At 51.9% G+C, this 13,242-nt stretch carries 11 protein-coding genes; all 11 read left to right on the top strand.

Annotated features, from left to right (window positions below; all coding sequences use genetic code 11):
- Window positions 1-58: 58 nt before the first annotated feature.
- The 11 genes from IPJ96_10025 to IPJ96_10075 all read left to right on the top strand — a co-directional run bounded on the left by IPJ96_10025 (window position 59) and on the right by IPJ96_10075 (window position 13,239).
- Window positions 59-4,135 (top strand): PKD domain-containing protein, encoded by a 4,077-nt coding sequence (locus IPJ96_10025; protein MBK7910687.1) that lies wholly within the window; start codon window positions 59-61, stop codon window positions 4,133-4,135.
- Window positions 4,136-4,186: 51 nt separating this feature from the next.
- Entirely contained in the window at window positions 4,187-5,011 is an 825-nt protein-coding gene (locus IPJ96_10030) for an ABC transporter permease (GenBank protein MBK7910688.1), read from the top strand.
- Window positions 5,012-5,019: 8 nt separating this feature from the next.
- A complete protein-coding gene (locus IPJ96_10035; protein ID MBK7910689.1) occupies window positions 5,020-6,240 on the top strand; it encodes an ATP-binding cassette domain-containing protein in 1,221 nt (406 codons plus the stop codon).
- Window positions 6,241-6,274: 34 nt separating this feature from the next.
- Complete coding sequence (locus tag IPJ96_10040; protein ID MBK7910690.1) at window positions 6,275-6,982, top strand: class I SAM-dependent methyltransferase; 708 nt, start codon at window positions 6,275-6,277, stop codon at window positions 6,980-6,982.
- A 3-nt stretch (window positions 6,983-6,985) separates the two neighbouring features.
- The gene (locus tag IPJ96_10045) at window positions 6,986-7,540 is read left to right on the top strand and encodes an acyltransferase (GenBank protein MBK7910691.1); all 555 of its coding nucleotides are present in this window, start codon (window positions 6,986-6,988) and stop codon (window positions 7,538-7,540) included.
- 1 nt (window position 7,541) lies between these two features.
- Window positions 7,542-8,369: a class I SAM-dependent methyltransferase gene (locus IPJ96_10050; GenBank protein MBK7910692.1), complete on the top strand. Its 828-nt coding sequence runs from the start codon at window positions 7,542-7,544 to the stop codon at window positions 8,367-8,369.
- A complete protein-coding gene (locus IPJ96_10055) occupies window positions 8,366-9,268 on the top strand; it encodes an NAD-dependent epimerase/dehydratase family protein (protein MBK7910693.1) in 903 nt (300 codons plus the stop codon). The genes IPJ96_10050 and IPJ96_10055 overlap by 4 nt, the downstream gene beginning before the upstream one ends.
- On the top strand, window positions 9,241-10,404 hold the full coding sequence (locus IPJ96_10060; protein ID MBK7910694.1) for a glycosyltransferase: 1,164 nt from the start codon (window positions 9,241-9,243) through the stop codon (window positions 10,402-10,404). Before IPJ96_10055 ends, IPJ96_10060 begins: the two co-directional genes overlap by 28 nt.
- Complete coding sequence (locus IPJ96_10065) at window positions 10,401-11,405, top strand: glycosyltransferase family 2 protein (protein ID MBK7910695.1); 1,005 nt, start codon at window positions 10,401-10,403, stop codon at window positions 11,403-11,405. The genes IPJ96_10060 and IPJ96_10065 overlap by 4 nt, the downstream gene beginning before the upstream one ends.
- A 279-nt stretch (window positions 11,406-11,684) precedes the next feature.
- On the top strand, window positions 11,685-12,317 hold the full coding sequence (locus IPJ96_10070) for a sulfotransferase family 2 domain-containing protein (protein ID MBK7910696.1): 633 nt from the start codon (window positions 11,685-11,687) through the stop codon (window positions 12,315-12,317).
- A gap of 145 nt (window positions 12,318-12,462) precedes the next feature.
- Complete coding sequence (locus IPJ96_10075; protein MBK7910697.1) at window positions 12,463-13,239, top strand: class I SAM-dependent methyltransferase; 777 nt, start codon at window positions 12,463-12,465, stop codon at window positions 13,237-13,239.
- The last annotated feature ends 3 nt before the right edge of the window (window positions 13,240-13,242 follow it).

Here is a 13,242-nt window from a genome sequence, read left to right on the forward strand (position 1 = left end):
TCTACGAACTTTCCAGCCCCCCATAACGTATAGTGTTGACACTTAATAACGTGTCTACATGAATCGTCTTTTCCTGGCGTTTACGACGTTGCTTGTCCTTCGCACGGCCTCCCCCTTGCTTGGCCAATGTCCGACAGCAAACTTCAATGTTCAAGCGCAGATCTGCGCCGGTGATGCCTTGCAACTCGTCAATAACAGCAGCAATGCAGTCCGTTACGAATGGGATTTTTGCCCGGGTTATTTGGTAAACAGCCCGACGTTGATATCGGACACCACCTTTTCCGCCTCTTATCCGGGCGATATAACCTTTGCCTTGGTGGACGATACGCTGTTCGGATTTCTGAGTGCAATGAACAACCAGGCAATTGTCAGATTCGTCTACGGAAACGGTCCCGAGTCAGCTCCGACCGAGATCACCGACTTGGGAAATCCGGGCGGCTTGCTGACCCAACCGGGAGATCTGGCGCTCTATCAGGAACAGGGAAAGTGGTACGCAATAATTGCTGATTACTCGAATCTGTCGGTGGTCCGGATCGCGTTCGGAGCCAGTCTGTCCAATGCACCGGATTCCGCAACCACCATCCTTCCTTCCGCAGGCAGCCCGCTCACGGCTCCGCGATCCATTCGCCTCGTACAAGATCCGAACGGATCCATCTTCGGGATCGTGTCCAACTTTACCGCCGCGACCATCACCATTCTCGATTTCGGGACATCTATTCTGAACACGCCAACCGTTTCTCAGACTTTGTCGGTGCCGGGTACGACCTTCGTTCTCGACTGTCAACCGATCAGGACCTGTGACCGTTGGATGGTGTTGATCGCCGGCTACACTTCAGGCAAAGTCCTGGTCGGTGATTTCGGTAACTCGTTGAACAATAGCCCGGCCTTTTCAGAAATGAACGTTCTGGGTCAGCCTTCCGACCTTGTGACCTTTCGGGATGGCGATCACTGGCGCATGGTCTATACCAGTTTCTCCGGCAATGAACTGGTCCGATACGATCTGGGTACGGACATTACGCTCCCGACCCCGACACTGCTCGGTGGTGACGGATTCGGCAGTCTATATCCGAAAGGTGTCAGTGCTACACGCATCGGTGATGCCTGGTATCTTTCCGTACTCGATATCGGTAACTCCCGGATACGATTCATGAAAGACAGTCACACCTGCCCTGCCGCCATCTCCACCTCACAGGACTTCGAACCGACGGGTGTGACATTCACAACTCCCGGTGTACAGACGATCGTGCTGACCGCATGGGATAACGACGGTATTGCTTCCGTATTTGCACAGCAGGTCAATGTTGCCGCACGTCCGATCGCGGCGTTTGGCTTTACGGGCTCCTGCTTCGGTGACCTGACGGAATTCCAGGACTCGACTGATTCCGGCGGTGGGGCGGTCACCAGTTGGAATTGGCAATTCGGTACCGGGGATTCCTCGAATTCCCAAAACCCGGTTTACGTATATCCTGCGGCCGGAAACTACCCGGTTTCACTCACCGTTTCGGGAAGCGCGGGCTGTTCCAGCACGATCCTGGACACGGTGCGCATCACCCCACTGCCGGTGGCAGCCTTCACAACCGGTACTGGTTGTTCGGAAACACTGATCGATTTCACCGACCTTTCCTTTGCTCCTTCCGACACGATTACTACCTGGCATTGGGAATTCGGAACAGGAGATACCTCGGATCTCCAATCGCCACAGTATGCCTTCACCACCGGGGGGAACTATACGATCTCCCTTACCATCACAAACTCCATCGGATGCAGCGCCGGAAGTACGGATGTCCTTTTCGTCAATGACCGTCCGCGAGCCGCCTTCGATGCGACCAATACGTGTGTCGGACAACAAGTACAGTTCGTTGACCTGACCGATATCAGCGGAGCAGCGATCATCGACCGAAGCTGGGATTTTGGCGACGGACAAACGAGCACAAGCACGAACCCCGGTCATATCTATACGGGCGGGGTGGCAGATTACGCGGTTCAATACATCGTCACAGCCGACAACGGGTGTATCGATACCGTAGATCAGGTCATTCGAATCAACAATATCCCAACGCCCAATTTCACTTTTCTTCCTACAACCGCTTGTCAGGGTAGTGAAGTCCGGTTTACCGATCTGTCCGTAGTGACAGGCGACACCATCAGCGGATGGCGCTGGAATTTCGGTGATGGTACACTGGACACCGTACCCAACCCGATCCACCGGTTTTATACGCCGGGGCAGAATACGATCAGCCTGATTGCTTACGCTCCGAGTAATTGCCCCAGTTCCATATTCCAACAGACCATAGACATTATTGAAAGTCCGGTAGCGGACTTCGTAGTCGACGAAGCATGCGACGGGGTTGCGATCGGTTTCACGGACCTTTCGACCGCACCAAGTGGTTCGAGTATACAACGCTACGAATGGGACTTTGGAGACGGCGACACCGCCATGTCGGCCAACCCATCCCATCTTTATCCGGGAATCGGGACCTTTCCCGTCGTCCTGACGGTAATGTCCAACTTCGGATGCACCGACAGCGTCAGTCAATTAGTCAGCGTCCATCCCTACCCGACCGCCTCCTTCACCTACATCAATCCCTGTGAAGGGCAGCCGATGCAGTTTACTCAGACGAGTACAGTGGACACTCCTTCGGTCGTCAGTACGTTCTATTGGAACTTTGGCGACTTCGGCAGTTCCCAAAATACGTCCAGCCTGGAACACCCCAGCCACATCTATTCTTCGCTTCAGAGCTATACCGTGTACCTGGTAGCCACAACGGATTACGGCTGCAGCGATACCGCCGCGCAAACCGTTCAGATCAATCCGGCTGCTCCGGTGAATTTCAATTATTCGCCAACGTGCTATGGAGAGCTCATGGAATTCTTCAATCCCGGCTCGGCGCAAGACAGTCTTTTCTTATGGAACTTTGGCGATAATCAGACCAATCAGGTACAGGAACCTGCGCATTACTATGCCTTCCCCGGTACTTATACCGTAACACTAACGGTCACCTCGTTCAGCGGGTGCATTTCAACCGCCAGTCGGCAGGTTACCGTAAGTCCGATACCGGAAGCCGGCTTTTCGACACAGCCCGCCTGCGTGAATACTGAATACACGTTTGTCGATACGAGTCGGATCAGCATCGGCAGTATCACCAACTGGACCTGGTCGCTTCCAGACGGCACGATGCTATCCGGATTCGCTCCTGTCTACACATTTGCCGACACCGGAACGCTCAGTGTAACCCTGGATGTCGTTTCGGATATCGGTTGTGAAGCCAGCGTCACCCGTGACATCCGGATCCATCCTTTACCGGTCGCCAATTTCGACTTCGATCCGCAGTTTGGGAATCCCCCGCTCGAAGTCAATTTTTCGGACCTCTCACAACTCGGACAAACCTATTCCTGGGATTTCGGCGACGGAGCAGGCAGTAGCCAGATGAATCCAACGCACCTCTACACCGATACCGGCTTATTCGTCATTACCGAATACGTGACGAGTCCGTTTGGCTGCGTTGATTCGATCCAAAAGAACATCTACGTGATCCGGCCGATCCTTGATCTTGCGGTGACAGGCGATTCCTCCTACATCGACGGCAATTACTTCCACATTGTCGCACGGGTGGCCAACCTCGGCACCCGTCCGATCGACCGATACCGCCTGGAAGCCCGTCTGGATGGCGGCAGCACGATACAGGAAGTTTCCAACGACCTGCTTCCCAACGGACCAACCGGTATCCAGTGGTACAATTTCCGGGCAGCCTTTCTGCTGAACGAAGGCGCGTCACCGGAATACTATTGTATTCGCGCGTTGGACCCGAACGATGAATCCGACGATGTTCCCGGAAACAACGAACGCTGCTTTAACCGGACCCCCAATCTGCTCATCAGCGATCCCTATCCGAATCCCTTTACGAACGAATCCGTTCTCGACGTCTTTTTGCCGAATTCGGATCAGCTTGAAGTTGCCCTGTTCGATGGCTCCGGCAAGGTCGTGCGGGACCTCTTTTCCGGTAAAGGCACTAAAGGCTTGAACCGCATTCGGGTATCCGGAAGCGGATTAGCTTCGGGCATTTACTCGCTTCGCGTGATTTTCCGCGACCAGGTAATCCAGCGTCACTTGATCAGAGGAAACGACCCACGCTAAAAGAGCGGCATTCTTGCTGTTTTTAAGGCATTTCGCTAGGTTTGTGGTGAAATGCCCGTAGAATACGAAATCCGACCGGCCAGCCGGACCCGCTTGAATCTGGCCGAGCTCTGGACCTATCGGGAACTGCTCTACTTTTTTATTTGGCGGGACATCAAGATCAAGTATAAGCAGACTGTGTTGGGCGCCTTGTGGGCCGTATTGCAGCCTTTCCTGCTCATGCTGGTCTTCACCGTTTTCTTTTCAAGGGCCTTAGGACTCAGCGACGCCAGCCTGCCGTACCCTGTTTTTGTTTATTCCGGCTTGATGTTATGGAACATCTTTTCCACCGGTGTAGCGAATGCGGGAAACAGCATGGTAGCGAACGCCAACATCATCAAGAAAATTTACTTTCCGAGGATCCTGATCCCGGTATCCTCCGTTCTTGCCAGCCTGGTCGATTTCATGATGACCTTCCTCTTGTTCGTCGGCATTTTGATCTACTACAAGGTCGAGATTCATTGGTTGAATCTGGCTATCGGCCTTCCCCTATCCGTACTGATCACCTTACTGGCAACCTTAGGTCTCGGCAGCCTCTTATCGGCACTGAATGTCAAGTACCGGGATTTCCGCTACATCATTCCGTTCTTCCTTCAGGTACTCTTCTTTGTTTCGCCCGTCATCTATCCGTTGAACCGACTTCCCTGGAACTGGCTCAATCAACTCATGCAGTGCAATCCGCTCTATGGCGCGATTGCCATCTTTCGTTCAGCCTTTGACGGGAGCACGCCGGATGCAGGCATTTGCCTGATCAGTGTGACCGGCGCCCTCCTGCTCTTTATAACCGGTTTGCTTTACTTCAGAAAAACAGAAAACTACTTCGCCGACCTTTCCTGATGTCCAAGCTGCCCATTCTCGAAGTACGCGACGTATCGAAACGTTTCGACATACGCCATTCGTCGGGTCAATATCTGACCTTCCGGGAGCAGCTATTGCAATTGGTTAGTCTCAAAGGCAGTGGAAAGAAGGAAGATTTCTGGGCGTTGAAAAACGTCTCGTTCGACATACAACCCGGCGAATCGGTCGGGATAGTCGGGAAGAACGGAGCCGGAAAGTCGACCCTGCTGAAGATACTCTCCAAGATCACCCCACCCACCACCGGGCTGATCCGATCGCGCGGACGAATCGCCAGTTTGTTGGAAGTGGGAACCGGTTTTCATCCCGAGCTGACTGGCCGAGAGAACATTTACCTCAACGGTTCTATCTTAGGCATGCTGCGTTCGGAGATCAACGCACGGTTCGACGACATCGTTGAATTCAGCGGGGTCGCGCAGTTCCTGGACACACCCCTGAAGCATTACTCGAGTGGAATGCAACTGCGGCTGGCCTTCGCCGTCGCGGCTTTCCTGCGAGCCGACGTCCTGATCATCGACGAAGTATTGGCCGTCGGGGATTCGGAATTTCAAAGCAAGTGCCTGAAGAAAATGGACGAGATCAGTCATGATGAAGAGCGAACGATTCTCTTCGTCAGTCATAATCTCGGCCTTGTCACACAATTGTGCTCCCGCTGTATCTGGCTGAAAGAAGGAACGGTACACCGAAACGGCGCTACCGAAACGATTGTTCAGGAATACCTTCAATCATCGGCCTCCGGAACCGGCACCTACGTCAGCACGCCTGAACACGAAGCACACAAGGATGTATGCTTTCAAGAGATCTATGCAGGCACTCGCGACGGTCGGCCGAACGACATTTTCGGCTTCGACGACTCCATCCACCTATTCATCAGAGTCAAAGACCGTTCCCGTCAAAAGAATATGAAGATCGGCGTCTCGCTTGCCGACCGCTTCGGAAACTTCATCTTTACGATACTCGAACATGCCGACAGGTTCAGGACCAGCAATGCCGATCATATCCTGATCCGACTTTGTCTTCCATCCTCCCTGATCGCGCCCGGAGCCTATTCCTTCCGGTACGCCTTGTTCATCGACAACGGTAAGGTGTACGAAGTCCTCGAAAACGAAACGCCGGTGCGCATCGTCGATACCGGATCCTCAATGGCGGCATACGAAGGCGTCAATTACGGCAGCATCATCGTTCACCCTGAGTGGGATACCTGGCAATAAACGTAACTTATACGCTGTTTTAACTTCGCTCCACATGATCACCAGAATACTTCAACTGCTAACACCGCCGGTCATTCCCGCAATCGGTCGTCGTCTCGGCATTCTGTCCACACCGGGAAAGATCATCCGCTATCCGAAAAACGAGAACGATACCCAGGACCTTGATATGTATTTCGACCCCGAATACGCCAAGATCCTCGACAACTGGGGCGCAGACAATACATGGATCGAGATCCAGATGTTGTTATGTAACTGCGAAGGGAAAGTGCTCGACATCGCCTGCGGCACGGGCGTGACCATCTCGATTCTTGGCAAGTACCCGAAACTGGAAGTGCACGGCTGCGACATTTCCGACCTGCTCATCGCCAAAGCAGCCGAACGCGGCATTCCGAAAGATCGTTTAGCGGTCACGGACGCGACGCAGATGAGTTATCCGAACGACAGCTTTGACTATTCTTACAGTATAGGATCTCTGGAACATTTCACGACGAATGGGATTGACAAGTTCATCGCGGAAGCATCGCGGATCACGCGCAAATGTTCCATGCACATGATCCCGACATCCAAAAGCGGACAGAATGAAGGCTGGATGACCACCTCTACCACGATCCAGACTTTTCACAACAATTCCGATGCGTGGTGGCTGGAGCGATTCAAGCGTCACTTCCGCGAAGTTCATATCCTTAATTCCCGTTGGAACGACGGCATATCCTTCGGAAGGTGGTTCGTCTGTAAACGCTGAGCAATGCTGGGTCGTCTCCTACGTCTGTTTCGAAAACCGCAGCCAGTGCAACCCGTTGATGCCGGTGCAGGTTCGGAGATCAAGGGCACCGTTGTGCGCCTCGAAGAAGGATCGGTGATCCGGGTCGGGGCCGGCTGCCTGGTCGAAGGCATACTGAGCACCTATACCGCCAATGCCCGTATCACGCTTGGCGATAATGTCTTTGTCGGCAACAACACATTGATCGGATCCGCTTGCGAAGTCACCATCGGTAACAATGTACTGATCTCGTTCGACTGCATGATCCAGGACAACGACAACCACAATACCGATTCGAAGATCCGCTGGAATGATACCGCCGAATGGAAAAACGGTCGGCGACACGACTGGTCAAAGACGCCAATGCAACCCATTCGAATCGGCAATGGCGCCTGGATCGGTGCAAAAGCGATCATCCTGAAGGGCGTCACCATTGGTGAAGGAGCCATTGTCGGCGCTGGCAGTGTGGTGACCCGCGACGTCGCGCCCTATACCATCGTTGCCGGCAATCCGGCCCGGTTCATCCGTAATACCGAATAAAATGGACCTCCGATCCTTTTTCCCCTTATCGTTACGGTTGTTGCTGGTCCGTATCCGCTGGTTCTGGAAACACTATCGCTCGATTCGTTATGACAGCGAATTGTTCAACAACGTACATGGTCCGTTGACCTACAACACCGATGGGCTTGCCACCAGTAACAATGCCGATTTCATGCGTGAGGAGCGGTTTGCCCGCGCGTACAAAGCCGCAGCCGCGACGAATCCCTGGCCAGGCTTCACGCTGCAGTGGCGGATACACGTCGTATGCTGGTGCGCCGAACAGGCGAGCCTGTTACCCGGAGATTTCGTCGAATGCGGAGTCAATACCGGCGCCTATGCGCGTTCGATCGTCGAATACCTTCCTTTCAACTCCCTGGGAAAAAAGTTCTACCTGCTGGACACGTTTCAGGGACTTGACCCGAGGTTTATTTCCGATGCAGAGCGGACACGGGGAATCGACAATTACAAGTACCGCGACAGCTATGCGGAGGTCGTTCAAACCTTTCGCGATTTCGATGTCAGGATCATCCGTGGCCCCGTACCCGATACACTCTCCCAGTGCGATACCGGTCAAATCTGCTATCTTTCCATTGACATGAACAATGTCCTCCCGGAAATAGCCGCCCTGGAATACTTTTGGGAAAAGGTGGTCGATGGCGGATTTATCTTGTTGGACGACTATGGCTTCCCCCAGCACGAACTTCAGAAAGCCGCGTTCGACCGTTTCGCGGAAGCGCGTGGGCAGTCCATCCTTTGCCTTCCTACCGGCCAGGGTATTATCCGCAAGACACGAACAACCTTGCACCACGACACAAACACAGGCAGATGAGGATCCTGATCATTGGAGGACGCGGCTTTATCGGGTCTCACCTGACCCGGCATTTTCGTGCAAACGGACATACCGTCTTCGTGTGCGATGTGAAGCCGGCGAGCGGCGACGAGTTCTACACCTGTGTCGATCGCTTTCAGCCCGATTATGCCTCCGTCATCCGCACGTCGCAACCCGATGCATGCGTTTTTGCCGGGGGCAACGGGAGCGTTCCTGTCTCCCTGCAGCATCCCCAGCTCGACTTTCAGTTGAATTGCGGCACCCTGTTTCGATTACTGGATAGTTTGCGAACTGAAAAGCCCGGCTGTAAACTGATCCACCTTTCAAGTGCGGCGGTGTACGGTAGTCCGGGCGTGTTGCCGGTGACCGAGGAACATCCGGTAGCCCCGTTGTCGCCCTATGGCTGGCACAAGTTTTACTCGGAACTCATGTGTCGTGAACATAGTCGGCTGTACGGAATGCCGACCTGCAGCCTGCGCTTGTTTTCCGTATTCGGCGAACGACTTACCAAGCAGTTGTTCTGGGACATCTACCAGAAATCAAAATCCGGCAAACACATCGGTCTTTTCGGGACCGGCGAAGAAAGCCGCGACTTCATATACGTCGGGGACCTGGCGATCGCGCTGGACAAGATACTTCAGCATACCCGCTTTGCCGGCGAGGTCATCAATGTTTCCAGCGGCGTCGAAACTACGATCCGCGATGCCGCGAATTCGTTTTGTCGACAACTGGGCAATGACTATGTCCTGGAATTCAACGGACAGCGAAAAGAAGGCGATCCGGTAAACTGGAGGGCCGACATCCGGTTATTGGAATCCTTCGGATTCGAATATTCAGTATCTTTGGAGGAAGGGCTATCCCGCTACGCTTTATGGTTAAGAGAAGAAGAATTGCGCTGAACTACCGCGTCAATTATGATTTTTCCGCCGGCATTGTCATCTACATCCAGAACCTGATCAAGGGTTTTAAATTACTGGAGGATTCCCTTCAACCGCATCTTACCATCATTTATACCGAGGACTCTCCTATCCAGGAAGTGAAGGAGATCGACTATCCGTATATCGATTATTTCAAGTACAAACCGATTCGAAAGAACTTCTTCACGAAAGCGATCAATAAGATCAGCCGGGAGACGATCGGGACCAATATCCTTCGCCGCTATTCCTTCCCTTCGCATGCCGACATTTTGTACCCCTACTTCGATTGCGACGAGAATTTTTTTCTGAAACGTCGCTACTACTGGAAGCCAGACTTCCAGGAAATGTACTATCCGCAGTACGTCTCCCAGGTAGAATATTCCTACGTGGTGGAGAACATGAAACGGATCGCCTCCAACCAGGAATACACCCTGATCCTGAGTAGCCAGGATTCCTTCAACGATTTCGAAAAGTTCTTCGGGCCTTTCCGCAACCGGGTCAAGATCCTCCGTTTCATTTCCCTGCTGCCGGATATTTCCCAACTGAACCCCAAGCAGGTCCTGATGAAATACGGAATCGACAAGAAGTTCTTTGTTGTCTCCAACCAATTCTGGCCGCATAAGAACCATCGGCTGGTTTTGGAAGCCATCAACAAGATCAAAGAAAAACACACGGACTTTGTCGTCGTGTTCACGGGCAAACAATCTACTTACCGGGATCGGGAGTACTTTTCCAAGTTGCAGGTCTACATCAACAACGAGAACATGAAGGATCATGTTCGCTTCATCGGCTTCATTCCCCGGGAGGACCAGTTGGTGATCATGAAACAATCGGTCGCGGTGATTCAACCGTCCTTGTTCGAAGGCTGGAGTACGGTGATTGAGGATTGCAAAGCCTTGAATCAGTACGTACTGGTCGGAGATCTGGCCGTCAATCAGGAGCAGGTCAACAAGAACGTCCGGTTCTTCAACCGACACTCAGCAGACGACCTTGCGGAACAAATGGACAACTTGTTGACGCATCCGGTAAAAACAGAATCAGCTCCCTACGATGAGAGTATAGAACGCTTCAAGCAGAATCTGATCGACGTTTTCGAATTGGAACACGTGCATTCATGAACGGCGTAACCGTCGCCATCTGTTGTTATAACAGCAGTGCCCGCATTGCCGAGACCTTGCGCCATTTGAGTCTTCAGCGTCTCAGCGAAAACATTCCGTGGGAAGTGCTGATCATCGACAATGCCTGCACGGACGACACCGTGGAAGTCGCCCACCGTGCCTGGCAGGGAGTACAACCCGCACCCTTGCGCATCGTTCCGGAAAAAATACCGGGCCTCATGCAAGCCAGGCACTGTGCCATGCGGGAAAGCCGGTATGAGCTTGTGAGTTTTATTGACGACGATAACTGGGTCGCCGCGGATTGGGTGGAGCGGGTGTGGCAAAGGCTACAGACCGATCCGGATATGGCGGCTTGCGGAGGTCAAAATGCTGCGGCGACCGAAGTGGCTGCCCCCTATTGGTTTGACCGAATGGCGTATGCCTACGCCGTAGGAAAGCAGGCAGAATCCAGCAGTTACGTCACGCCACAGCGGGGATTCCTGTGGGGCGCAGGATTGACGATTCGAAAAAGTGCCTGGTACGACCTTTTCGGATGCGGTTTCACGAGCAAACTTTCCGGAAGAAAAGGAGGACAATTGACCGCCGGAGAAGACAGCGAGTTGTGCCTGGCTTTCATGTCGCGAGGATGGAAGCTCTTCTACGATGAAAGGCTTCAACTAACCCATTTCATACCTAAAAATCGACTGACCGACCGCTATATCAATGGCCTGTTCCAGGGATTTGGACGCTCCGAAACAATCTTGATGATCTATCGAGCAAACTTGGATAAAACTTTTAAAATCAAGTCCGTATGGTGGAAAAACTGCATTTCCGCTTTCCGGCTCTTGCTTCGCTTTTTAATTCGGAGTATCTTTTCACCTCGTATCGATCGATTTGTGAACAGGGTCTATGCCAACTATGAATGGGCATTGGTTTCGCAATTGTTTCGAGAACGGAAAGCTTTTGATCGTTTGTTCCAATCGATTACCGATTTCAGCGGCTGGTGCGGTCGCGGGAAGTGATTGAAACGGTCAGCACCCTTAACTGAATGTTCATCTTAATGCGGCCATGATTTTTCGTCTCATTCCCTCCCTACCGGTTGAATTCAGCCGTTCTCGGCGCGGCGCTAAAGCAGCTTCGGCTTCCGAACCCGAAAACCCCCTTTTGCCTCAACTTCCTGCCCAATTTCCAAAGGATTACCGGCGTGGCACATTATCCTATTTCAATTCGGAACGGAAGCGACCCAAGGACACGGTAACCACAAAGTCTGAATAACTGCGACTCGTCAGTCCCGACGTCCTATGATTCTTTCCCACCAAAAGAAGTTCCTGTTCATTCATATCTACAAAGTAGCCGGCACCAGTATTCGTCGAGTATTGGACCGCTACGATGACCGGACCTGGAATGACTTCCCCTTCCTCACCAATGTCAAGTTCAAGATCGGCAGTCGTTCCAAACGCTTATCCACCTGGGCGATCGATCACATTACAGCCAGCCAATGCAAAGACTGGCTGAGCCCGGAGGTTTTTAACCAGTACTTCAAGTTTTCGTTTGTCCGTAACCCCTGGGACTGGCAGGTTTCCCTTTATCACTTCATGTTGCAGGACAAACATCACCGACAACACAAGTTGATCAGCAAGACCAAGAATTTCGAAGAATATCTTACTTGGCGCGTAAATAAGGACATTGAACTCCAGACGGATTTTCTTTACGATAAAAGTGGGACGCTTTTAGTCGATTATATAGGTCGATTCGAAACCCTCCAAAGCGATTTTAATGAAATCTGTAGGCGACTGAACATTCAATCAACTCAGCTCCCAATAACAAATCGCAGCCATCACCAATATTATAAGGAGTATTACAACGATCGAACGCGCGATATGGTAGCAAATGCCTTTAAGAAAGACATCGAACTTTTGGGGTACGAATTCTGATGCTATGAAGTTGTCCAGTATTGCGGACCAACGCCTCTCGAGGACATGTCCGGTATGTAAAGCAACGGCAAGTAAACTACCCTACCCTGATAGATTTCCCAGACTATTTGAATGCCCCAAGTGTCGGCATGCGTTCATGCATCCCATGCCGTTGGATAAAGAACTGGATGACTTTTATGCGGCATATCCTGATTACGGCTCTTTGTCTCCGCTCACGATCAAGCGCTACCGGGAATTGCTGCAAAATTTCGAACCTTTTAGAAAAAACAACCGATTACTAGAAGTGGGCTGCGGCCACGGGGCGTTTCTCGAATTAGCCCGTCAGGAAGGCTGGGAAGTGACCGGAACCGAATACAGCGATAAGTCGATTGGAGTTATTCGCTCCAAGGGTATCACAGTGTACCAAGGCGAACTGGACCCCTCCAACTTCTCTCAGTCATCATTCGATGTTGTACTATCTTTAGAGGTAATTGAACATGTACGGTGTATTGAGCAAGAAGCCACGGCAATGACTCAACTAGTTCGTCCTGGGGGGCTTATCTATCTAACTACACCTAATTACTTTTCCCTATCACGCCGAATCCTTCAAGCTAATTGGGGAGTACTTTGCTATCCTGAGCATCTTCATTACTTTAATCGAACTTCTCTAAGGAAATTGTTCGACTCTGCAGGTACCAGAAAGCTAGGTGTTGCGACAACTGGAATTTCAGTGGGACGGCTACGGGAAGGATGGCGAAAGCGTCATCGGCCTACCGATTATCGTCCATTTGTCAATACGACTTATAACGAAGATCAACAACTTCGATCTAGAATCTTCAGCAATGCGTTTTTAGAGGGTATTAGAATCGTTCTGAATACCATACTGACCATTACAGGATTGGGCGATACACTTAAGGGCCGCTTCATCAAACCAGAAAACTAAACC

It is taken from the genome of Bacteroidota bacterium (assembly GCA_016713765.1).
GTDB lineage: Bacteria > Bacteroidota > Bacteroidia > AKYH767-A > 2013-40CM-41-45 > Pollutiaquabacter > Pollutiaquabacter aromativorans.